This window comes from Amycolatopsis sp. cmx-11-12, assembly GCF_046269425.1.
Taxonomy (GTDB): Bacteria; Actinomycetota; Actinomycetes; order Mycobacteriales; family Pseudonocardiaceae; genus Amycolatopsis.
Window position 1 is genome coordinate 65,284 of record NZ_JADNQM010000026.1, and the last position, 22,131, is coordinate 87,414.

At 68.0% G+C, this 22,131-nt stretch carries 17 protein-coding genes and 1 tRNA gene; 8 read left to right on the forward strand and 10 right to left on the reverse strand.

The genetic code is table 11. The features are described 5' to 3' along the window. Nucleotides 1-30: 30 nt before the first annotated feature. Both ACLARN_RS29930 and ACLARN_RS29935 read right to left on the reverse strand, forming a co-directional pair. The gene (locus ACLARN_RS29930) at nt 31-1,002 is read right to left on the reverse strand and encodes a DUF1702 family protein (protein WP_409494815.1); all 972 of its coding nucleotides are present in this window, start codon (nt 1,000-1,002) and stop codon (nt 31-33) included. Between the two features lie 10 nt (nt 1,003-1,012). Then, nucleotides 1,013-1,366 carry a hypothetical protein gene (locus ACLARN_RS29935; RefSeq protein ID WP_409494816.1) on the reverse strand — a complete coding sequence of 118 codons (354 nt, stop codon included), beginning with the start codon at nt 1,364-1,366 and terminating at the stop codon, nt 1,013-1,015. A 328-nt stretch (nt 1,367-1,694) separates the two neighbouring features. Here ACLARN_RS29935 and ACLARN_RS29940 point away from each other — a divergent pair, with 328 nt between their 5' ends. Genes ACLARN_RS29940 through ACLARN_RS29960 form a run of 5 tightly spaced genes read left to right on the forward strand, consistent with a single transcriptional unit; the run spans nt 1,695 to nt 11,203 of the window. Continuing rightward, entirely contained in the window at nt 1,695-7,493 is a 5,799-nt protein-coding gene (locus ACLARN_RS29940; RefSeq protein ID WP_409494817.1) for an SDR family NAD(P)-dependent oxidoreductase, read from the forward strand. Continuing rightward, nucleotides 7,493-7,963 carry an acyl-CoA thioesterase gene (locus tag ACLARN_RS29945; RefSeq protein ID WP_409494818.1) on the forward strand — a complete coding sequence of 157 codons (471 nt, stop codon included), beginning with the start codon at nt 7,493-7,495 and terminating at the stop codon, nt 7,961-7,963. The genes ACLARN_RS29940 and ACLARN_RS29945 overlap by 1 nt, the downstream gene beginning before the upstream one ends. Before the next feature lies 1 nt (nt 7,964). Beyond that, nucleotides 7,965-8,504: a flavin reductase family protein gene (locus ACLARN_RS29950; RefSeq protein WP_409494819.1), complete on the forward strand. Its 540-nt coding sequence runs from the start codon at nt 7,965-7,967 to the stop codon at nt 8,502-8,504. 21 nt (nt 8,505-8,525) lie between these two features. Continuing rightward, nucleotides 8,526-9,554, forward strand: a complete 1,029-nt coding sequence (locus tag ACLARN_RS29955) for an NAD-dependent epimerase/dehydratase family protein (protein ID WP_409494820.1) — start codon at nt 8,526-8,528, stop codon at nt 9,552-9,554. Next, complete coding sequence (locus ACLARN_RS29960) at nt 9,551-11,203, forward strand: acyl-CoA carboxylase subunit beta (RefSeq protein WP_409494821.1); 1,653 nt, start codon at nt 9,551-9,553, stop codon at nt 11,201-11,203. Before ACLARN_RS29955 ends, ACLARN_RS29960 begins: the two co-directional genes overlap by 4 nt. 12 nt (nt 11,204-11,215) lie before the next feature. Here ACLARN_RS29960 and ACLARN_RS29965 read toward each other — a convergent pair whose 3' ends face one another. From ACLARN_RS29965 to ACLARN_RS29975, 3 genes are all read right to left on the reverse strand, one after another. Beyond that, nucleotides 11,216-11,944 (reverse strand): TetR/AcrR family transcriptional regulator, encoded by a 729-nt coding sequence (locus tag ACLARN_RS29965; RefSeq protein ID WP_409494822.1) that lies wholly within the window; start codon nt 11,942-11,944, stop codon nt 11,216-11,218. A 103-nt stretch (nt 11,945-12,047) separates the two neighbouring features. Further along, nucleotides 12,048-12,818: a helix-turn-helix transcriptional regulator gene (locus ACLARN_RS29970; protein ID WP_409494823.1), complete on the reverse strand. Its 771-nt coding sequence runs from the start codon at nt 12,816-12,818 to the stop codon at nt 12,048-12,050. 326 nt (nt 12,819-13,144) lie between these two features. Further along, on the reverse strand, nt 13,145-14,143 hold the full coding sequence (locus ACLARN_RS29975; RefSeq protein WP_409494824.1) for a helix-turn-helix domain-containing protein: 999 nt from the start codon (nt 14,141-14,143) through the stop codon (nt 13,145-13,147). Nucleotides 14,144-14,750: 607 nt separating this feature from the next. Here ACLARN_RS29975 and ACLARN_RS29980 point away from each other — a divergent pair. Together ACLARN_RS29980 and ACLARN_RS29985 are read left to right on the forward strand one after the other, a co-directional pair. Continuing rightward, a complete protein-coding gene (locus ACLARN_RS29980; protein WP_409494825.1) occupies nt 14,751-15,764 on the forward strand; it encodes a hypothetical protein in 1,014 nt (337 codons plus the stop codon). A gap of 161 nt (nt 15,765-15,925) precedes the next feature. Continuing rightward, entirely contained in the window at nt 15,926-16,795 is an 870-nt protein-coding gene (locus ACLARN_RS29985; RefSeq protein WP_409494826.1) for a MerR family transcriptional regulator, read from the forward strand. A gap of 27 nt (nt 16,796-16,822) precedes the next feature. On the opposite strand, the gene ACLARN_RS29990 is transcribed toward ACLARN_RS29985, so the two are convergent. Both ACLARN_RS29990 and ACLARN_RS29995 read right to left on the reverse strand, forming a co-directional pair. Further along, entirely contained in the window at nt 16,823-17,968 is a 1,146-nt protein-coding gene (locus ACLARN_RS29990; RefSeq protein WP_409494827.1) for a hypothetical protein, read from the reverse strand. Nucleotides 17,969-18,376: 408 nt separating this feature from the next. Continuing rightward, nucleotides 18,377-18,449 (reverse strand) — tRNA-Asn (locus ACLARN_RS29995). A 114-nt stretch (nt 18,450-18,563) separates the two neighbouring features. On the opposite strand from ACLARN_RS29995, the gene ACLARN_RS30000 reads away from it, so the two are divergent. Beyond that, the gene (locus ACLARN_RS30000) at nt 18,564-18,794 is read left to right on the forward strand and encodes a hypothetical protein (RefSeq protein WP_409494828.1); all 231 of its coding nucleotides are present in this window, start codon (nt 18,564-18,566) and stop codon (nt 18,792-18,794) included. 93 nt (nt 18,795-18,887) lie between these two features. Here the strand turns inward: ACLARN_RS30000 and ACLARN_RS30005 are convergent, their stop codons facing one another. From ACLARN_RS30005 to dnaG, 3 genes are read right to left on the reverse strand one after another with little or no spacing between them, the layout of a single operon-like run. Beyond that, complete coding sequence (locus ACLARN_RS30005; RefSeq protein WP_409494829.1) at nt 18,888-19,652, reverse strand: trans-aconitate 2-methyltransferase; 765 nt, start codon at nt 19,650-19,652, stop codon at nt 18,888-18,890. A 33-nt stretch (nt 19,653-19,685) separates the two neighbouring features. Further along, entirely contained in the window at nt 19,686-20,207 is a 522-nt protein-coding gene (locus ACLARN_RS30010; protein ID WP_409494830.1) for a hypothetical protein, read from the reverse strand. Nucleotides 20,208-20,209: 2 nt separating this feature from the next. Continuing rightward, nucleotides 20,210-22,108 carry a DNA primase gene (gene dnaG / locus ACLARN_RS30015; RefSeq protein ID WP_409494831.1) on the reverse strand — a complete coding sequence of 633 codons (1,899 nt, stop codon included), beginning with the start codon at nt 22,106-22,108 and terminating at the stop codon, nt 20,210-20,212. Nucleotides 22,109-22,131 lie beyond the last annotated feature (23 nt).

Here is a 22,131-nt window from a genome sequence, read left to right on the forward strand (position 1 = left end):
CACGCGTGATCTCCGTCCAGTCACGCGACGCTAGTCGAAATGCGCGCGGATCTTCTGCCGCCACAGCTCGTAAGGCGGCTCGGCGGGGCTTCCCCCGTCGTGCACGGCCGTGCCGTCGGCCAGCCGCACCGCCGCGTCGAGGGACAGATCTCCGAGCACACCGACGGCCTGCTCGCTGTGTTCCGGAACGAACCCCGCATGAGTCCTGGCCTTGGCGGCGAACACCATGCCCAGCGCGAGCTCGGGCCGATAGCGCCCGGCTTCCCGGCGAAGGACCGCCAGCCCGGCGGGCGGGCACCCGCCGGCAAATGTCGCCGCAAGCCCCACCCCGCTCCACAAGTCCGGCCGGCGTGACTCGTCGAAACGTCCCACCGCTTCGGCGACGGCCTCGGGCACGGCGCCGTGGATGAACCACAGCGCCCGCCCGATCCCCTGGTCGATCGCTCGCGGGAAGTACGCCGGGCTGCCCTGCCACGGGTACGGCTTCGGACGCTTCTGCTCGTGCACCCACCGCCTGGTGTCGAAGTAGGCGCGGTCGAAGCCGTAGCCGTCGACCGCGAGCCAGCTCATCGTCGGGTGATAGGGCGACGAACTCAGCTCCGGGATCACCTTGCTCCACAGTGTCCTTGGCAGCCGGGCCATGGCGAAGCCGATCCCGATGTAGGCGAGGAAGATATGCGGCGCCCCCGGGCCTTCGAGCAGATCGCGTGTTCGCTTGCCCCGGCCACCGCGCATGGCGTCCAGCACGGTGCAGGCCATGGTCGCGCCCTCATAGGCGAAGCCGCGCTGCTCGGGCAGGACCAGTTCGAGCCTGCGCTCCAACTCCCACTGATCCCGGGTGTCGATCCCCCACTCGAACCCGCAGATCACCGCCTGCGGGATCGCTTCGAGGGTGCCGGCCGCGGGCGCCGCCGCCGCCGGGAAGCCGCGCTTGGCGAAGGTCACGTCGCGCAGACGCGGGGTCAGGACGTACCTGCGGACCGATCCGAGTGCGGTGGGCATGGTCTGCTCCTCAGCCCCACGGGGCGACGGGGTACCCGGAAACCAGCGCGAACACGATAGCCGCGGCGACTCCGGTGACGGGGGTTTCGTTCGCATCGTGACCGAGCAGGGCGCCGGCGACATTGTCGCCGATGATCCTGTCGACGAACTCCGCGGACCAGACGACCGTCAGCAGAAATCCGCCGAAGGCCGACGAAGCGCGCGAGTGATCTACATCGGCCGTTTCCACATTTTGCCGCACCATCCGCGTCTCCTCAACCGAGGGCCTGTGCTTCGGACAAGGTAATCGACATATGCTCCACGAAGCACCACCGAAGACGATGACCGCACATTTCAACAAGGTATTCGTGATCGTGCTCGACACGCGAGGGTGCCGACCGGACTCGGCGCGGGCGCGGCCCCCGCACCTGCCGGGACGCACCGCGAGACACCGGCGCAATCGCCTGGCCAGCCCGCCGGGAGCCGCCAATTCATAACGCTTCCATGGAATTGAACACGGCTCTTATGAATCACGCCGTTATGCCGTTTCAGCTGCTCACAGGCCAGCTGAAAGCACATTCGAAGATGCCCCGGGAGGCGGCACCAGGCAGCCTCGAGTGCAAGGTTGGCGAGTTTATCTTTTCACCGAAAACATGTACTGAATTCGGCGGGTGCACTTCTGTTTATCGACATCGCCCCGGAGGGCTCGAAGAATGACTAGCAACACGCGAATTGCAATCGTCGGTATTGGCCTGCGCTATCCGGACGCGAGTTCGCCGGGAGAATTGTGGGACAATGTTCTCGCAGGTCGCAGGGCGTTTCGACGGCTCCCCGACGAACGGATGAACCACGCTGACTACTTCTCGGCCGACCCGGCGGCGCCGGATCGCTTCTACTCCAGCAAAGCCGCCGTTCTGCGTGATTTCGAGTTCGACCGGGTGAAGTACAAGGTCGCCGGCAGCACGTTCCGGTCGACCGACCTGACGCACTGGCTCGCTCTCGACGTCGCGGCCCAAGCGCTCGCCGACGCCGGCTTCCCTGGCGGTGCGGGACTGCCGAAGCAGTCCACCGGTGTCGTCATCGGCAACAGCCTCACCGGTGAGTTCTCCCGGGCCAACCTGATGAGGTTGCGATGGCCCTACGTGCGCCGAACGGTGGCCGCCGCGCTGGCCGAGAAAGGCTGGGACGACGGCTCGGTCGCCGAGTTCCTTCAAAGCCTCGAACCGAAGTACAAGGCACCGTTCCCGCCGATCGACGAGGACAGCCTCGCCGGCGGGCTCGCCAACACCATCGCCGGCCGGATCTGCAACTACTTCGACCTCGCCGGTGGCGGGTACACCGTCGACGGCGCATGCTCCTCCTCGCTGCTTTCCGTTGTCACAGCGGCGCGATCCCTCATCGAAGGTGATCTGGACGTCGCTCTCGCCGGTGGCGTGGACCTCTCGATCGACCCGTTCGAGGTGATCGGTTTCGCCAAGACCGGCGCGCTGGCGACCGGTGAGATGAAGGTGTACGACCGGGACTCCAACGGTTTCTGGCCGGGTGAGGGCTCCGGCGCAGTGGTGCTCATGCGCGAGAAGGACGCGCTCGCCCGCGGCAAGAAGATCTACGCGTCGATCACCGGCTGGGGTGTCTCTTCGGACGGCAAGGGCGGCATCACCCGCCCGGAGGCGAGCGGGCACCGGCTGGCCGTCTCCCGCGCCTACGACCGGGCGGGCTACGGCGTCGGGTCGGTGTCCTACTTCGAGGGCCACGGCACCGGGACCGCGCTGGGTGACGCCACCGAGATCACCGCGCTGTCCTCGGCACGCCGTGACGCCGACCCCTTGTCCCCCAAGGCCGCGCTCAGCTCGGTCAAGGGCAACTTCGGGCACACCAAGGCCGCGGCCGGAGTCGCGGGGCTGATCAAGGCCGCCCTCTCGGTGCACAACCAGGTCATCCCGCCGGGCACCGGCCAGCGTGATCCGCATCCGTTGCTGCTCGAGGACGAGGCGACGATGTACTTTCCCACCGATGCGGGCCTGTGGCCGCGGGACCAGCGCATCCGCGCCGGTGTCTCGGCCATGGGCTTCGGCGGGATCAACACGCATATCGCGATCGAGCAGGCGCCCGGTGTGCAGCGCCGCACCAGGCTGTCGCAACGCGCCACGAACCTGGTCGGCGGCAGGCAGGACGCCGAGGTGCTGCTGCTGGACGCGGACGACGCGGACGGACTGCGTGACAAGGTCGCGGGTCTCGAGGAGCTGATCGCGAAGCTGTCCTACGCCGAACTGTCCGATCTGGCCTTCACGCTCGCCGGGTCATTGTCCGGCAGGCCCATGCGTGCGGCGCTCGTCGCCACCGGACCGGAGGAAGCGACCCGGAAACTGGCCAAACTCGGCAAACTGATCGGCTCGGGAGAGACCGAGATCTTCGACGCCGCCGACGGGATCTTCGCGGTGCGGAGCACTATCGCACCGAAGATCACTTTCCTGTTCCCCGGTCAGGGTTCCGGTCGCGGCGCGATCGGCGCGATCCGGCGCCGGTTCCCGATCGCCGAAGGCGTCTTCCGCGAGGCCGACGTGCCTGCCGACGGCGACCAGGTGGCCACCGAGGTCGCACAGCCCCGGATCGTGGCCGGATCGGTCGCCGCACTACGGGTACTGGACAGCCTCGGCATCGTGGCGAGCGCCGCCGTCGGGCACAGCCTCGGTGAACTCACCGCGCTGTCCTGGGGCGGGGCGATGGATGCGGCGAAGCTGCTCAAGCTCGCGGCGATCCGCGGCAAGGTCATGGCCGGTGCCAGCCGTGGTGGCGGCACGATGGCGGGGCTCGGCACCGGCCCGGAGAAGGCACTGCAACTCGCCAACGGGCTCGGAGTGGTCATCGCCGGATACAACGGCCCGGACCAGACGGTCATCTCGGGCGCGGTGGAGTCGGTCGAGCTGGTCTGCAAGAAGGCTGTCAGCGAGGGCATCAACGCGACCAGGATCAACGTCTCCCACGCGTTCCACTCGCCGTTCGTCACCCCGGCGGCCGGCGCCATGGCCGAACGGCTCGCCGAGATGAGCTTCCGCCCGCTGACCGGGAACGTCGTGTCCACGGTGACCGGCGACGTCCTCGCCCCGGACGCCGACCTGCGAAAGCTGCTCCGCGAGCAGGTGCTCGAGCCGGTGCGGTTCCATGCCGCCGCCGCCAAGGCCGTCGAGGGCGCGGATCTCGCGATCGAGGTCGGGCCCGGCCGGGTACTCGCCGGCCTTCTGGACCGGATCTCCCCGGACACCCCGGTGTTGTCGATGGACACCGACAACACCTCGCTGGCTCCACTGCTGGCCGTGGTCGGTGCCGCGTACACGGCGGGCGCCTCGATCGACACCACCGTCCTGTTCGCCGGACGCGGGGTGAAACCGTTGCCGCCGGACACCGAGTTCGGCTTCCTGGCCAGCCCTTGCGAAACGGCCCCGGACCTCAGTGCGGACCTGCTCGCCGCCGCCGACGCCGTCAACGGGCAGCATCCGGCGGGCACCGTCACCGATGGCGCGGACACGCGGGCCTCCACCCTGGAGTTGCTGCGAAGGCTGGCGGCCGACCGGGTCGAGTTGCCGCTGGACGCCATCGGCCCGGAAACCCATCCGCTCGACGACCTGCACCTGAGTTCGATCACCGTCGGCCAGATCGTCAACGAGGTCACCCGGGAGCTCGGCAGGCCGCCGCTCACCGCGACACCGAACTTCGCCACGGCACGGTTCGGTGAACTGGCCGAGATCATCGACCAGCTCGCGGACACCGCGCACGACGGCGGCCAGTCACCGGGCGAGGCCCCGGGAGTGGCGTCCTGGGTGCGTCCGTTCACGGTCACCTGGACCGAGCATCCGCGCGCCGTCGCCGACCCGTACGCCGGCACTACGACCAGTGACTGGGCGGTGTTCGCACCCGATGGGCATCCGCTGGCGGAGCCGCTGCGGGCGGCACTGGCCACCGCGGGCATCGGCGAGGGGGTGCTGCTGTGCCTGCCGCCGGACTGCGACGAGCACCAGGTCGGGTTGTTCCTGGAGGCGGGCCGCGCCGCGATATCCCGGCAGAACGGCACCCGGTTCGTCGTCGTCCAGCAGGGGCTCGGCGCCTCCGGCTTGGCCAAGACGCTGCATCTGGAGGACCCCTCGGCACCGACCACGATCGTGGAGCTCGCCGACGTCCTGCCGATCGACCCGGACGAGGTGCGGCTGGCGGTGGCGCGGGTGGTGTCCGAAGCCGCGGGCACGACCGATTTCGCAGAGGTGCGCTACGACGCGAGCGGCACGCGATTGGTCCCGGTGATGCGGCCGAAGCCCCCACTCGCCCCCGAGCCCTCGGTCCTTGGCGACACCGACGTCCTGCTGGTGACCGGTGGTGGCAAGGGAATCACCGCGGAGAGCGCGCTGGCCATCGCCAAGGACACGGGCGCGGGGCTCGCTCTGCTCGGTCGCGGCGATCCGGCGGAAGACCGTGAGCTCGCGGCCAATCTGGAGCGGTTCGAGACCGCCGGCGTGCGGTACTCCTATCAACGCGCCGACGTCACCTCCGCCGACCAGGTCACCGCCGCGGTGGTGGCCGCCGAGGCGGAACTGGGCCCGGTGACCGCGATCCTGCACGGCGCGGGCCGCAACGAACCGGACTCGCTGTACAGCCTCACCGAGGAGAAGTTCCGCGCGACACTGGCACCCAAGGTCGAGGGGCTGCGCACGGTGCTGGCCGCCGTCGATCAGGACCGGATCAAGCTGCTCGTCACGTTCGGCAGCATCATCGGCCGGGCAGGACTGCGCGGCGAAGCGCACTACGCCACCGCCAATGACTGGATGACCGAGCTGGCCGTCCGCTTCCAGGCGGACCACCCAGGGGCGCGGGCGGTCGCACTGGAGTGGTCGGTCTGGTCCGGTGCGGGCATGGGCGAACGGCTGGGTGTGGTCGAAGCGCTCCAGCGGGACGGCATCACCGCCATCTCCACGGAGAACGGCCTCGCGGTGCTGCGCCAGGTGCTCGGCGACCCGGAGCTGGGTCCGGTGGTGGTGGTGAGCGGACGTACCGGTGGGCTGCCGACGCTGGCCCTGCAACGTCCGGCACTTCCACTGCGACGCTTCCTGGACCGCGCTCTGGTGCACTACCCGGGCATCGAGCTGATCACCGAGGCCGACCTGTCCGGGGGCAGCGACCCCTACCTCGCCGACCACCTGCTCGACGGTGACCTGCTGTTCCCTGCGGTGATCGGAATGGAGGCGATGGCACAGGCCGCCAGCGTCCTCTCCAGGAACGACGGGCCGCCGGTGCTGGAGAACGTCGAGTTCCTCCGGCCGATCGTGGTGCGACCGGACAGTTCGACCACGGTCCGCCTCGCCGCGCTCGCCATCGACGGCGACACCGTCGACGTGGTGATCCGCAGCGAGGAGACCGGCTTCGGCGCCGACCACTTCCGCGCGACACTGCGCTGGCCGCGTCCGGACCTGTCCGGTGAACCGGTGGCCGCCGCGACCGGGTTGCCCGCGGTCCCGGTGGATCCCGCCGCCGAGCTCTACGGCGGGATCATGTTCCAGGGCAAGCGTTTCCAGCGACTGCTCGCCTACCGACGGGCCGGCGCGCGGCACGCCGTGGCGGAGATCGACGCCCGTCGTCAGGCCGGTTGGTTCGGCACGTTCCTGCCGCAGGAGCTGCTGCTCGCCGATCCGGGGACGCGGGACACGGCGATGCACGCGCTGCAATGTTGCGTCCCGGACGCCACCTTGCTGCCCGAACGGATCGAGCGGCTCCACCTCGCGCCGCCGGACGAGGTGCCCGACTATGTCGTGCTCGACGCGAAGGAGCGCACGCAGGACGGCGACAGCTACATCTACGACATCGATCTGTCCACACCCGACGGCACGCTGCTGGAGCGCTGGGAAGGCCTGACCCTGCGGGCGGTCCGCAAGAACGACGGCGCCGGGCCGTGGGTCGCGCCCATGCTGAGCGGGTATCTGGAGCGTTCCTTGGAGCGGGTGCTCGGCGGCAGCAGGGCGGTCGTGGTCGAACCCGACCCCTCTGGGACGGCGCCCGAGCGGCGCGCGCAGACCGCGCTCGCCCTGAGCAGGGCGCTGAACAGGCCGGTCACCGTGCGCTACCGACCCGACGGCAAGCCCGAGGTCGAGGGCGCCGCGGTATCCGCGTCGCACGGCGCGGGCCTCACGCTTGCCCTGGCGGGCACCGGCAGGCTCAGCTGTGACGTCGAGGTGGCACTCCCCCGTTCCAGGCAGGACTGGGCCGATCTGCTCGGCGAGCGGCAACTGGCGGCCATGGACCTGCTCGGCGACGAGAACGCCGTGGCGGGTACCCGGATCTGGGCCGCGCTGGAATGCCTGCGCAAGGCGGGCGCGACGACCCAGGCGCTCACCGTCGACAAAATCCACGCCGACCGGTGGGTGTCGCTGTCCACCGGAGACGCGGTGATCGCCACGTGGGTGACCCGGCTCGAGGGCTCACCCGATCCGGTCGTGTTCGCGGCACTGACTGGCAAGGAGGGGCGCTGATGCCCGGCTACTACGAGATCCGGCACACCGTCGGGTTCGAGGAGACGAACATCGTCGGAAACGTGTACTACGTCAACTACCTCAGCTGGCAGGGCCGTTGCCGGGAGATGTTCCTGCGGGACCGGGCGCCGGGCGTGCTCGCCGAACTCCAGGACGACCTGAAGCTGTTCACGCTCAAAGTCGAGTGCGAGTTCTACGCCGAGATCACCGCGTTCGACGACCTGTCGGTGCGCATGCGGCTCGAAGAACTGACCCAGACCCAGATCCAGTTCAGCTTCGACTACGTGCACCTCAAGGACGGCGTCGAGTCGGTGGTGGCCAAGGGACGGCAGCGGGTCGCCTGCATGCGTGGACCCAACGCCAACACCAGCCCGGCCAGAGTGCCGGAAGAGCTGCGGGCCGCACTGGCCCCGTACGCCGAATCGTCGGCCGTCGCTCGCACGGCGCTCATGACAGCCGCGGGAGGATGACATGACCAGCAACGGGCAGTCAGCGCCGATGCCAACCGCCGGTCTCCGGCCGGCAGCCGATCCGACGCCGGTGTCGTTGCGAGAGGCGATGGCCCAGTTCGCCACCGGGCTCACCGTCGTGACCGCTCCCGGCGAGCGCTGCCACGGGATGACCGCCAACGCGTTCAGTTCGGTGTCGCTCGAGCCGCCACTGGTGCTGTGCTGTATCAGCCGCACGGCTCGGATGCATTCCGCGATCGTGTCCGCACGCACGTTCGCGGTGTCCATGCTGGGCGCCGATCAGGAACATCTGGCCCGGTACTTCGCCGACCGGCGCCGTCCGGACGGGGTGGCCCAGTTCGACACGGTGGACTGGGTGCCGGGCCCGCGCACGGGTGCTCCGCTGTTGTCCGGTTCGCTCGCCTGGCTGGAATGCGAGCTGACCGAGTCCTACGACGGCGGCGATCACTCCATTTTCCTCGGCCGGGTGCTGGATTCGCGACGGATACCCGACCAGAAGGCGCTGGTGTTCTACGGCGGCGCCTTTCATCACGTGGCCTGACCGGAGAAACGGAGACGCTCGATGTTGGTAAGCGTGACCGGCGGGACCGGATTCCTCGGCTCCCACTCGGTGGCCGCGATCGCCATGGCAGGCCACACCGTGCGCCTCCTCGTCCGCGACGAGTCTACTGTGGACAGATCGCTGACACCGCTCGGCATCGACGCGAGCGCGGTCGAGGTGATCACCGGGGACGTGACCGACGAACGCGGTGTCGCGGCGCTGGTGCGCGGCGCCGACGCCGTGCTGCACGCGGCTGCCGTGTACTCCTTCGACAGCAGGAAAAGACGGATCATGCGGCGCACCAACGAGATCGGCACCGAGGTCGTCCTCGGGGCCGCACGGCGAGCGGGCGTGAGCCGGATCGTGCATGTGTCCACTGTCGCGGCCATGCTGCCCGCCGCGGGCGACATCCTGCGGGCGGACTCGCCGGTCGGTACCGCACGCGAGCCGTATCTCGCGAGCAAAGCCGCCGCCGAGAGGATCGCGCGGCGTCACCAGGCGGAAGGAGCGCCCGTCGTGATCACCTATCCGCCCGCGCTCATCGGACCCCACGATCCCTATCTCGGCGACCAGAACGCCCGCCTGCGCAACGCGTTACGCGGGCTCATGCCGATCTGGCCCTCCGGCGGGTTTCCGATGGGAGATGTCCGTGACACAGCGAAGCTGCACGCGCGTTTGATGGACGACGGCGTCCTCCCGGGAAACCGTTTCTTCGGCCCTGGCACCTATTTGTCCACCCGGGACTATGTCCGGTTCCTGCGCGAGGTGACCGATCGGGCCCTGCCCGCGATCTTCCTGCCCGCACCGGCGATGACGCCGGTGGGGCGCCTGACCAGCGCGCTCCAGCGCGTGTGGCCGTGGCACATCCCGGCCGAGTACGGCGCGATCTACCTGTGCGGGTGTGCCACCAGGGTGGCGCCCGAGGAGCACACCGGGGGCGTGACCGCGCGGCCGGCGGCCGATTCCCTGCGCGACACGGTGCGCTGGCTCCACGAGCGTGGTCTGCTCGCCGACCGGCAGTCCGGCCGGATCGCGAAGGCGGTGGCATGAGTACCGCGGAGTTCGACTTCGTCCCCGTGCCCCATCCACCTCGCCCGGTCAACGGGCACCGCCGCGCCCAGCCCGCCCCTGCCGCGGCTCCGCTTCCCGAACGGACCATGAGCCTGCTGCGCGAGCAGCGCGACGCACTCCACGAGCGGACGACAGCGGGCGATGACAAGGGCGTGGACCGGCAGCACGCCCTCGGTAAGGGCACCGCACGCGAACGGCTCGACCTGCTGCTCGACCCCGGGTCGTTCACCGAGATCGAGCCCTACCGGCGTAATCACGCGAGAGGTTTCAGGATCGGCGAGAACCGGCCGCATACCGACGGTGTGGTCGCGGGTTCGGGCACCATCGACGGTCGGCGGGTGTTCGTGTACGCCCAGGACTTCACGATCTTCGGCGGCTCGCTCGGCGCCGCGCACGCCGCGAAGATCCACAAGGTGATGGATCTCGCCCTGTCGACCGGCTCGCCGATCATCGGGATCAACGACAGCGGCGGCGCACGAATCCAGGAAGGCGTGCTGGCGCTCGACGGATACGGCGGGATCTTCCGCAGGCAGGTGGCCGCCTCGGGGATCATCCCGCAGATCAACGTGGTGCTCGGGCCGTGTGCCGGCGGCGCGGCCTACTCCCCCGCGCTGGCCGACTTCACGTTCATGGTCCGCGACACCGCGAAGCTCTATCTCACCGGCCCGGACGTGGTCGAGGCGGTGACCGGCGAGCGGGTCGGCCATGACGAGCTCGGCGGCGCCGAGGTGCACGGAAAGCGCTCCGGTGTGGCCACCTTCGTCCACGACGACGAGGAGAGTTGCCTGGACGACGTGCGGTATCTGGTGTCGATGCTGCCAGCCAACAATCTCGACCTGCCGCCCCGCGCCCAGCCGCGGGACGCGCGGCACGATGTCCGCCCGCGACTGGCCGAAATCGTCCCGGCCGAGCCCAACAAGCCCTACGACATACGGTCGGTGATCACCGAGCTGGTCGACGACGGCGAGTTCCTGGAACTGCACGAGAGCTGGGCGGCCAACATCGTCTGCGTGTTCGCCCGCATCGACGGCGGGGTCGTCGGGCTGGTCGGCAACCAGCCCCTGGTGCTGGCCGGGGTACTGGACATCGAGGCGGCCCAGAAGGCCGCCCGGTTCGTCCGGTTCTGCGACACGTTCGGGATCCCGCTGGTCACGCTGGTCGACGTACCGGGTTTCCTGCCCGGCACCGACCAGGAGCACGCCGGGGTGATCCGGCACGGCGCGAAGCTGCTCTACGCCTACTGCGAGGCGACTGTGCCACGGATCCAGGTCATCCTGCGCAAGGCCTACGGCGGCGCGTACATCGTGATGGACTCGCGGTCCATCGGTACCGATCTGTCGCTGGCGTGGCCGACCAACGAGATCGCGGTGATGGGGGCGGAGGGAGCGGTGAACGTCTTGTTCCGCAAGGAGCTCGCCGCCTCCGCCGACCCGGCGGCACTGCGCACGACCTTGATGGACGAGTACCTTGGCGAGCTGGTCCACCCCTATTACGCGGCCGAGCGCGGCCTGGTGGACGACGTCATCGATCCAGCGCGGACCAGGGCCGCCGTGGCCGCGGGACTGGAGATGCTGAAAGACAAGCAGCGGCAACCGGCTCGGCGCAAGCACGGCAACATCCCGCTGTAGCCGCTGCCCGTGTCAGGTGCCGCAGAGACAACCGGTGAGCGTCGGCGCGGCCGCGGCGCTCGCTCTGCTCGACCCCGATCCCGTCCACGCCGGGAACTCGTTCTGCATGCGCACCCGTGATCCGGCAACGGATCGAGTCGCCTCTTCCTTACCGTCACCGGCGCCGACCATCAAACCAACGAGCTGCACCTCGAAACAATTATCCGCGTCCCACGGGCCGACCAGATAATCGCCGAGTTCGAGAGTCACCAACCCATGTGTGGCAATCCACATCTGATGCGCGACCAAACCCGCGTCAGCCGGGCAGAAGCGGCCGGCGGAAACGCATCTGCTCGCGCATTCGACAACGTTCGACAAAGTATACCGGCCATGTTGCCGATCTTTTTCGGACAACGTGAAACCGGCGAGCGAGGCACCGCCGAACATCACCGCGTACAGATGCGGATTCGCCAAGGCGTTATACCGGTAGGCGCGGCCGAGCAGAGCCATATCGGCCACCGGGTCGGCACTTTTGCGCACACTCGTCATATGTCGCTGCAACCGGGCGAAGCCCTCGTAAACGATCTCACGGACAAGGCCACTCATACCGCCGAAATGGGTGTAGACCCCCATTGTCGAACTTCCCGCCTCGGCGGCCAAACGGCGGGCCGATAACGCTCCCGGCCCTTCCTCCGCCAGGAGCCTCGCCCCGATTTCCAGCAACGCCCACTTCGCCTTCGGGTCCGACTTGCGCGGGCTCATGAAACGGACCTGTCAAATATCGACACTGGGTTCCCTTCGATGAGCGCCGCCCAAGTTGTCGCGCTGAATTGTCCGCGAGGCACCGAGGTGAGCGGCAGGGAGATCAACCGGTACGTTCTTGCAGTGCGGCGGTACGCACGTCGAGCAGCGCGAGCAGCACCGGCGGGTCCAGCGCCCTGGCCGGCCGCAGGTCCAGGTCCACGTCGATCACCGGGACGTCCTGGCGCACGACGACCGGGCCGAACGAACCGACGAACGGTGCGTCATCCGGACCGATCGAACCGGTCACGGTCGCTTCGGCACCCGGCGCGACCGACTGGGCGAGCAGGTGCCATGTCCCTTCCGGCACCTTCTCCAGCAAAAAACTCCCCGGCGCGGACAGCACACTGCAACTGACCGGGCTTCCTTGCGGAATAGGGTCCCGAAACAAGCCGACAAAGGTCAGGCCGCGCTGCCCCTCGCCAAGTATCCGCATAGTGCCCCGAAGCGTCGCTACCGGGCGCTCGAAATCCGAACCATGCCGCCGAGTCAGAACAGGCGCATGACCACGCAACTGACGGTAAACAATCGGGGAAACCCCCACGCTCTCCTTGAACCGCGAACTGAAGGTTCCAGGACTGTTATAGCCGACCAGGTAACTGATGTCAGCCACAGTGGATGTCGTGGAAACCAGTAATCGTTTCGCTTCCTGGATACGCATAGCCGACAAAAAGCGTCCCGGCGAAACGCCGGTAACACGCCGGAAAACTCTGGTAAAGTGGAATTTACTGAACATGGCACACCGCGCCATGTCGGTTACCGTAAGATGTTCGCCGAGATTTTCCTGCATCGACACGATGACACGCTCGACGACTTGCTCCGATCGTTCGTCCATTGCCCCCAGCCCCCTGACCCCTACAGCAATAGCTGTCGCCAACATATCAGGCGTCATTGAGGGCGGCAATGGTCACCGCAAGCCTATTACCCTACGTATTAAGACAATAACACACTAACAATCTTCCAAACCCGACAACCCCTCCATTCGGCGGCAGGGCAACCGCCGATCGGCTGAGAGAGACTGCGCCGATCGGGTGATAACATCTACGCGGTGCGGCCTATCCATCCCGTCGCCAACCGAGCATAACGGAAGTAGTCTTCGTTGATGCTCGCCACTAGAATACGCACACACGATTGATCAACTCGCACATATTCTGTTTCCGATCAATGCGCGATATGCGCTTCTTCCAGCAGGCTTGCCGCCTGTGCGGTCCGCCGGTACAGCACGGAGCGTCCGGCCCTGACTTTGGTGACGAGGCCTGCGCGGTGCAGTGCGCTGAGGTGGTAGGAGACGGTGCCAGGGGCGTATCCGATCCTGGTGGCGAGTTCCGCGGTGGACCTGGCGGTTTCGAGGTCCGCCAGCAGGGCCGCTCGGGCGTTGCCAACGACTTGCGCGATGCTTCCGGCCCGCTGGCCCCGGCCGGCTCCGACCCGCTGCGCGGGGTGATAGAGGACGAACTGCCCGGGCGTATCGACCTGGATGATGACGTCGGGCCAACTGAGCACGCTGGGGGCGAGGACCAGATCCCGGCCGATGACATCGATCTCGCCGTCCCACGGCTTGGCGATGGTGACCGCGTCGCCTGCCCACTCGATGTCAGGGTGGAGTGTTCCGAGCATCCGGCCGACGCCATGGGTGGCGATGGCCGTCGCGCGATGGGCGATGTCCTGATCGATGATCGAGCGCAGTTCGGGCCAGCCGTCGGAAAGGGTGTCCCGCCAGAACCGGGCGAGACCGTTGGCGAGACGTCGCTGCATCCGCCCCGACTCCGCGATCCGGCGGGTCGTGTCCCGCAGCGGCCTGCTCCAGTGGGTCCGGGTGTAGGTGAAGACCTGGTTTTCGAGGTCGTCCTGCGCTGCCGCCTCGATCTGCGCGATCTGCTCATCGAGCAGGTCACGGCGCCGCCCGCCCGTCCCTGGTTGCGGGGTGAGCAAATCGGGCGTGTAGGTGTCGCCGTTCCGCGGCAACAGGTCCGCGAGCAGGGCGACGTCAGGATGGGCAAGTGACGCTCGCGCGAGTGGTCCGGGATCTCCGAACACCGGGTGCCGCCCCGACGCGGCGGTGAGTTTCAGCCACGCCATGGACTCCGAAGCGGGGGAAGGCGACAACCGCGTCCTGGACACCGTGTCTGCGTCTACCCGCAACGTGAGCACCACGCCCACGGTAACAGTGTCCCGGCGGATTCGAGCGAGCTCGAATCCTTTCCGGCGCAAGGCCCGCACGCGGTTGAGTGGTGATGCCGAACAACGGCGGCAACGTTCACCGCCGAATCTGAGGCGGTCGCCTCCGCCCGCGGTAATACGTCGCTCGTGCACCCCCTTACTCGATGAACCCGGGAGTGATCGTCATGGTGACACTGAAGGACACAACGAGGCGAAGAGCCGAGCGAGAAAGGTCGGTGCGGCCGTGGCCGCGGTCGGCGTCGACGGCGGCGCCAACGGGGTCAATGTCTGGATGACCAGCGGAGACCCCTACGACGGCCTTGAATACTTTGCCTGCTATCGCGGCTGACCGGTTCCTATCCCACCCGAACGGCGGATAGTTCGGTAATAGGACACCACCCAGTATGGAGTGACCGCCTGACCCTCGGGCGTCACTAGGGGGCTTTCGCGATCCTTTGTGCGCTTTCGGGGAAGCGCATGAGCTGCCGCGGTTCCGGTCGATCACCCGCAAATGTCGGTGAGGCCGTATCGACAAGGAAAGGGAACCGGCGTGCTCTGGCAGCGCATCGGCCGGTCCGCAGGAGAAATTGTCACTGAGGAGTCCGACTTGAAAGCACGCTCCCTGGCCACGACGGCGGTGCTCGCACTGATCGCCTGTCTGCTGGCCGCCACACCCGCGCAGGCGGCGACATCCGTTACCTTCACCCCGCAAACGATCCTGGCGCCCGGGCTTCCGGCTGGTGGCGGGGTCGACCAGAACGTCACTCCCGTAGGCACCATCTCGCTGAACATGACCGCCACGCAGACGGCGTACGTGGTCTCGAAGATGCGGGTCAACAACGCCACCATCCGCAGCCTTTTCGACAATGAGGTCGTCTGCCGGGGTCCGGGCGGCTGGAGCAAGAACATGGTGATCGGGCAGAACGTCTACGACAAGAACTCGGGCTCTCCCGAGCAGGACGTGACGCTCTACACCCGCTTCCTCGTCCACCCCGGTGTCGCCGGCACGGTCACCTGCACCGCGAACGTGCGGGGCAACTCGCTCAACGCCAACGACGCCACCTACCGGCTGGACAGCGGGTACATCACGTTCGCCGACACCTCGGTCACCAACGCCACCGACGGCCAACCGGTGCAATCCAGCGTCAGCGCGGGAGTGCATGGCCTCAACTCCGGCGCCCCGGTGGTGCGGCTACCCGCGCTCGACTATTTCACCCTCCCTTCGACCGTGCAGGGCCTCAACGTGGTCGGCGATGTCGAGCTGATGATCTGCTGGCCGAACACGCCATGTGACAAATACAAGACGGCGCAGGTGAAGTTCACCCTCTTCGTCAACCAATGGAAGTCCGACGGCACACTCTGTAAAACCGACAGCAGCATCCAGGCCACGCACGACGTGCCGTACTGGGTGCACCACAAATACGTGCCACTCAACAAGGCGGACTTCACCGTGAGCAAGGCGCCGGGCTGCGTCCCCCGGTTCAACGCCTACGTCAAAGCTGAATGGCTCGGCGGCGAGACCGCCGGCATCCAGGGCACGGCCGTCGGGCTCACTGACTCACGCGGCTCGACAACCACGCACGACTCCGACATGAGCCATGCGTACGTCCTGCCGTACTGATCCATCTATTGGGGGGGGGTAAGACAACGTCGCCGTGAAGGCCTCCTTGAGGGACCCTGGGTCCCTCAAGGAGGCCTTCACGGACCCATAGGGTTGCACCTTCCGTAGCGGCATGTGGTCTGGTGGACCTACGTCCCGATCCTTGAGGAAGGTCCCTGCTCATGCATTTCATACCGCCCCGCCAGGTCAAGATCGGTGACGCGGCGGCCTTCGCCGGCAGCACGCCACGGGCGATCCGCCATTACCACGAGATCGGCCTGCTCCCCGAGCCTGAACGGGGCGGCGATGGGCGCCGCCGCTACGGGTACGAGGACATGATCCGTCTGCTGTGGATTCGCAAGATGGCCGACGCCGGGATCGCCCTGGACGACATCCGTGACGCCTTCACCACCGGCACGGCTTCAGCCGGTGCGGACAGCGGAGACGAAATCGCGGGCATCCTGGAGCGGTTGGAGAAAACCCTCGCCGAGCAGGAGACGGAATTGCGGCGGCAACGGACCGCCGTGCAGCGGATGCGCACCGAAGGCAGCCGGATGGGGCTGCTCTCCGGCTTCGTCACCGAACGCCTCGAGAGCCTGCCTGAGGGCTCCCTGCGTCAGGCGGACCTGGACAGTCTGCTGGTCACTGAGCGGATCTTCGGCCCGCTCGGCGCGGCCGTCCAGGCCACCCGCTTCATCGTCCTGGCCACGCATCCCACTCTGCGGAAGGAATCCGACCGCATCGACGACGCCGAGGAGGCACTCGATGACAGCGTCGCCGTCGATGATCCGCGGGTGGCTCAAGTGGCCGCCGAGCGCCACGCCTTCGAAAGCGCCCTGCATGCCGTCATCGAGGAGTCCGGCCTGGATAAGGACGACGATTCCCTCTTCGACGCCTGGGACACTTTGCACCCTGCTACCGCCGATGACGAGGCCGACTCCATGAGCGTGCTCGAGGCCGTCGGCAAGATGCCCTACGACTTCTCCCCAGCCCGCCTGCGCTGTATGGAACTGGCCGAAGAGCTATCCGCCCAAGACTCACCCGCTACCTGAAACACGGCGACACTGAGCGGTTCCAGGTCAGCGGCCGTTTTTCTCTTCCAGCGTACGACGTCGAGCGGCCACCTCGTCGGGGTCGTCCCCGAGGACCAGCAGTTGCAAACTGCTTTGCCTGATCGGATTGTCCGTGTGGCCGGTGTCATGACCGGCCACGATGAGCAGGCCACCGGCGGCCAAGGCCGGGCGTACCTCGGCGAGCAGGTCGGTGAGTGCGCCGGCGAAGGTGAGCGTCACGGACTCGGCGGGGCGGTCGAGGGCGTCGGGGCGGACGGACTGCATCGCCAGCAACGGGATCGAGCCACTGGTGATCCGGAAGTTCAGGTCGAGCACGACCTGCTGGCCGTCCTGGGTTTGGGCGCAGTCAAGGCTGCACAGGCCGCGGTAGCCGACATCGGCGGCGCGCTGGGTGATCGCCAGGCATTCGGCGAGCAGTTCGGCGGGAGGAGTGGTGACCGCGCCGAATCTCCCGCCGGCATAGACCCCGATCGCGTCGACGCGCTGTTCGGTCACTGCCAGCAGGCGGGCCCGTGCGTCCGCTCCCACGTAGAACTGCAGGCCCCAGTTACGCAGGATCTGCAGGTACTCCTCGACGACGAACTCGGTGAGCACCTCGGTGAACGCCGGCAGCGTGATCTGCTCGTGGGCCCGGTGCAGATACACATCGAGGCTGCCGCCGTGCGCGTCGTTGGTCGCGGCTTTGAGCACCCACGACTTCTCCGTCGGCGCCGCCTCCGCGAGTTGCCCGCGGGTCACGACGCTGCGGTGCGCTTGGAAACGTGGATCGACCAACGTGGTGATGCTGGCTTTGTTGTTCAAGTAGCCGACGAGTTGCGCGCTTTTGAGCGCGCGTTCGTCCGGGCACAGCGTGGTCGGCTGCGGGTACTCCATCGACATCAGCAGGCCCTCGGACAGCGCTTCGGCCACGCGGGCGGCGAATTCCCTTTCGCTTCGGAACTCGCGCAGGTCCGTGCCGACCGGCAGGCCGCTGTCACGCAGGTGTGCCAGCAAATCCGGGTCCGTGCCACCAGCACTGCAGATCACCGGCATGTCGGCCGCGACAGCGATCGGTCGCGCGGAAACCACGTCGCGGCTGCGGCGGTGCCTGTTCGCCGGCTGGGCGGCGTCGAGTTCGGGCCGCGCGCACATGGCGATGTCCGGACCGTACACATCGGTGAGAGAACGAGGAGCGCTGACGGCGTGCGGTAGAACGACTGGAACGCTGATGGAGGATCTCCTGTGGAGTGAGTCGGACCGGCCAGAACCGGCTGTGGCATACGAGGAGATGCGGGGAGGACGACAAGACGTCGGCCGATCGGCGCCCGCGAGCATCGGCAAAAGGACGTTGCGATGACCGCCCGCCGTCAAACCGTGTCAGGCCCCATGTCCACTGTGACACGTCTTGGCCCGAAGTGTTAGACAGGCGGACGTGCCGCCAAGGTCAGGAGCGCGACATTGGGCGCCGAGAAGTCACGCAAGCGGTGCGACGGCCGCACACTGGACGAGCGTCAAATCGACACTAGATCGCCCCAAGAGCCCAAACACGAAGAAGCCCAGGCCGCGTGGCCTGGGCTTGTGCTCCCCCGCTTGGACTCGAACCAAGAACCCTCCGGTTAACAGCCGAATGCTCTGCCAGTTGAGCTACAGGGGATCGTGCTCCGTACCGGCCGGATCGCTCCGACCGATGAGAGAACTTTAGCCCACGGGCCCCGGCGGCCGCTCACCCACCCCCCACTTTCGGCCGTCACCTCGTCAAGCTCGCGTTTTGAGGGACAATGACAGCCGGAGCAAGATCGAACGGGAGGCGTTGACTCGGATGAAGATGTTCCTGCTGGGTGCGGCCGCGGGCTATGTATTGGGCGCGAAGGCCGGCCGGGGACGGTACGAGCAGATCGTGCGGACCTACCGCAAGATCGCTGACCACCCCATGGTGCAGGGCGCCGCCGGGGTCGCTCGCGCCAAGGTCGGTGAGAGGTTCGGGCGGCCCCAGCGCTGACCCGAACCGAGCTGAAGGCTCCCTTCGCCGTATCTCACGCGGCGAAGGGACCCTTCACCACGTCTGACGCTGGGAAAGTCCCCTTCAGCTCGTTCAGGGGACGACGGCGACCACGAAGACGCGCCGGAACTCGAACCAGGTGGTCCCATCGGAGCGCGGCGGGTAGGCCTCATCCAGTTTTCGGGCGATCTGGGCCCGGAAGTGATCCCAATCGGCGCCCGGCAGCGCCTCCTTGACCGGCCGCAGCGAGGTGCCGGTGATCCATTCGAGCACCGCGTCCTCCCCGGTCAGCCGCTGGAGATACGTCGTCTCCCAGGCGTCGACGGCGCATCCCTCGTCGGCGAGCAGGTTCCCGTAGCCGAGCGGACTGTCGACGGCCTCGTTCTCCCGCAGGACGACGTCGGCGAGGCGCGGAGCCCACTCCTCGGTGCGCGCGAGGGCGCGGACCAGGGCGTGCGACGGGGAGTCGAAGTTGCCGGGGACCTGGAACGCGAGCGTCGCCCCGGACGGCAGGCGGTCCACCCAGCGGCGGAGCAGGACACGGTGCTCGGGGACCCACTGGAGCACGGCGTTGGAGATGACCACGTCGGTGTCCGGCTCGGGCACCCAGTCGTTGACGTCCAGGACCCGCGCGTCGACACCTCGTGCGCGAGCGGCCTCGACCATCTCCGGGGAGCTGTCGCTCGCCTCGATGATCGCGTCCGGCCAGCGTTCCGCCAGGCCGGCGGTCAGGTTCCCGGGTCCGCAGCCGAGGTCGGCGACCCGGCGGGGCTTCGCGGCCGGTATCCGCCCGACGAGGTCGTGGAACGGCCGGGCCCGCAGGCCGGCGTAGTCGAGGTATTTGACCGGATCCCACATGGCGCCTCCCAGCGATACAGTACGAGCGTACTGCTAGCCGTGGGGCTTGGCCAGTTTCTCCGCCGCTTCCTCGGCGATCGCCTTGATCACGTCGACCTCGGTGCCCGGATCGGGCCGCACCTGCAGCACCGTGCCGTCCCGGCCGGGGATCTTGCGCTCGACGAACCACGCTCCCCCGGTGCCGAGGTCCTTGCGATGCCGTCCCCGCACCGAACCGTCGACACGCTGCCGCAGCAGGATCGGGACCTTGCCCGGCCGCGCGAGCTTGAACCGGACCGGGGCCTTGTCGGCCAGCAGCACGGCCTTCCCCGCGGTCCCGGTCTCCTCGGATTCGGTCAGGGTGATCACCCCGTCGGCCCACGCCGCCTTGCCGACCAGATGCCAGCCGACCCGGCGCGGCCCTCCTTCGGCGGGGATCCACAGGCCGAGTTGCGTGACGAGCAGATACCCGCCGCCCTCGACCGGAGCGCTCCCGACGACGTGCTCGCCGTCGTCCAGCGTGCCTGCGAAATCCGCCGGGACACGGTCACCCAGCAGGTGACGCAGCCAGCCCATGCTCAGTCCAATCCGCCGATGGCCTGTTCCTTCAGCGCCTTCCGGTACTGCTCGAGCGCGACGAGGTCGCCGAACAGCGCGCGATAGTCGTCCGGCGCCTCGACCGGGGAAAGCCGCTGGAGCTTCGACTTGATCTCGTTGATCTGGCGGCCGACCAGGCTCTCCTGCACCGCCGCGAGCTGCGCGGAGATGTAGCGCGAGTCGACCTCGCCCTTGGCACGCAACGGTTCCACCGAAAGTTCGCTGAGCACTCGCCGCACCGTCCCCTGTGGACAGTGCGGGGTGGCGGCGTCGAGCAGGGCCGGCCCGGTCAGGCCGGAACCCGCTCCCCCGGCGGACAGCAGCGCCTTGTGGATGGCGATGTAAACCGGATGGGTGAACGCGTCCTCGGGGAGCGCGTCGTACTCCGGCCCGGCGAGCATCGGCTGTTGCAGCGCCGCCTTGAGCGCTTCCCGCTGCGCCATGAACCGCTGATCTCCGGGCGCGGGCCTCGGCAGGTCGTCCTCCACGGTGGCGGTGGCCGTCGCGGCGGGCCGCCGGGCTTCGACGGTGGCGGAGCGTTTCGCCGAGGCGCCCGCGCTGCCGCGGACCCGGTTCACCACCTGCGCCGCGTCCTGCCAGCCGACCCACCAGGCGAGTTTCGACGCGTAGCCGTCGCGGCTGGCACGGTCCTTGATGCCCGCGACCATCGGGACGGTCTTCTGCAGCGCCGCGACCTGACCGTCGACGGAGTCGAGGTCGAAGCCCTTGAGCATGCTCTTGATCGCGAACTCGAACAGCGGGATCCGCCGCGCGACCAGATCGCGCACCGCGGTGTCGCCCTTCGCGAGCCGCAGTTCACAAGGGTCCATGCCGTCGGGGGCGACCGCGATGTACGTCTGCCCGGCGAAGGTCTGGTCGCCCTCGAAAGCCTTCAGCGCCGCCTTCTGACCGGCTTCGTCGCCATCGAAAGTGAAGATCACTTCACCGCGGAAGGCGTCGTCGTCCATCATCAGCCGCCGGAGGACCTTCATGTGGTCCTCGCCGAACGCCGTCCCCGACGACGCGACGGCCGTCGGCACCCCGGCGGCGTGCATCGCCATCACGTCGGTGTAGCCCTCGACCACGACGACCTGGTGTCGTTTCGCGATCTCGCGTTTGGCCAGATCGAGGCCGAACATCACCTGCGACTTCTTGTAGATCGGCGATTCCGCGGTGTTCAGGTACTTCGCCGAAACGCGGTCGTCGTCGTACAGGCGCCGCGCGCCGAACCCGACGACCTCGTTGCCGACGTCGCGGATGGGCCAGAGCAGCCGCCGGTTGAACCGGTCCATCGGCCCGCGCTGCCCTTCCTTGGCCAGCCCGGCCGTGAGCAGTTCCTTGACCTCGAACCCGCGGGTGAGCAGGTGCTTGGTGAGTTTGTCCCAGCCCGCCGGCGCGTACCCGCAGCCGAACGTCTGCGCGGCGGCGGCGTCGAAGCCTCGCTCGGACAGGAAGTCCCGCGCCGTGCGCGCGTCCGGGGTGAGCAGCTGCTCGGCGTAGAACTCCTGAGCCGCGCGATGCGCTTCGATCAGCCGGGCGCGGGTGCCGCGATCGCGCTGGACGCTCCCGCCGCCGCCTTCGTAGGTCAGCCGGAACCCCGCGCGATCCGCGAGCCGCTCGACGGCCTCCACGAAGGAGATCAGGTCCATCTTCTGGATGAACTTGATCACGTCGCCGCCCTCGCCACAGCCGAAGCAGTGGAAGGTGCCGTGGCTGGGACGCACGTTGAACGACGGGGTCTTCTCGTTGTGGAACGGGCAAAGCCCTTTCAGGCTGCCGCCGCCGGCGCTGCGGAGGGCCACGTAATCGCCGATGACCTCGTCGATCCGGTTGCGGTCGCGTACTTCCGCGATGTCGCTATCCCGAATCCGTCCTGCCACATCCTCAGTCTAGTTCCCGCTCG

Bases quoted from the DNA above. Each gene is read 5' to 3' on its own strand.
- ACLARN_RS30005 (WP_409494829.1), bottom strand. From the start codon at position 19,652: ATGTGGGATCCGGTCAAATACCTCGACTACGCCGGCCTGCGGGCCCGG.
- ACLARN_RS29985 (WP_409494826.1), top strand. From the start codon at position 15,926: ATGCATTTCATACCGCCCCGCCAGGTCAAGATCGGTGACGCGGCGGCC.
- ACLARN_RS29950 (WP_409494819.1), top strand. From the start codon at position 7,965: ATGACCAGCAACGGGCAGTCAGCGCCGATGCCAACCGCCGGTCTCCGG.
- ACLARN_RS29955 (WP_409494820.1), top strand. From the start codon at position 8,526: ATGTTGGTAAGCGTGACCGGCGGGACCGGATTCCTCGGCTCCCACTCG.
- ACLARN_RS29945 (WP_409494818.1), top strand. From the start codon at position 7,493: ATGCCCGGCTACTACGAGATCCGGCACACCGTCGGGTTCGAGGAGACG.
- ACLARN_RS29930 (WP_409494815.1), bottom strand. From the start codon at position 1,002: ATGCCCACCGCACTCGGATCGGTCCGCAGGTACGTCCTGACCCCGCGT.
- ACLARN_RS30010 (WP_409494830.1), bottom strand. From the start codon at position 20,207: ATGGGCTGGCTGCGTCACCTGCTGGGTGACCGTGTCCCGGCGGATTTC.
- ACLARN_RS29960 (WP_409494821.1), top strand. From the start codon at position 9,551: ATGAGTACCGCGGAGTTCGACTTCGTCCCCGTGCCCCATCCACCTCGC.
- ACLARN_RS29965 (WP_409494822.1), bottom strand. From the start codon at position 11,944: ATGAGCCCGCGCAAGTCGGACCCGAAGGCGAAGTGGGCGTTGCTGGAA.
- ACLARN_RS29940 (WP_409494817.1), top strand. From the start codon at position 1,695: ATGACTAGCAACACGCGAATTGCAATCGTCGGTATTGGCCTGCGCTAT.
- ACLARN_RS29970 (WP_409494823.1), bottom strand. From the start codon at position 12,818: ATGGACGAACGATCGGAGCAAGTCGTCGAGCGTGTCATCGTGTCGATG.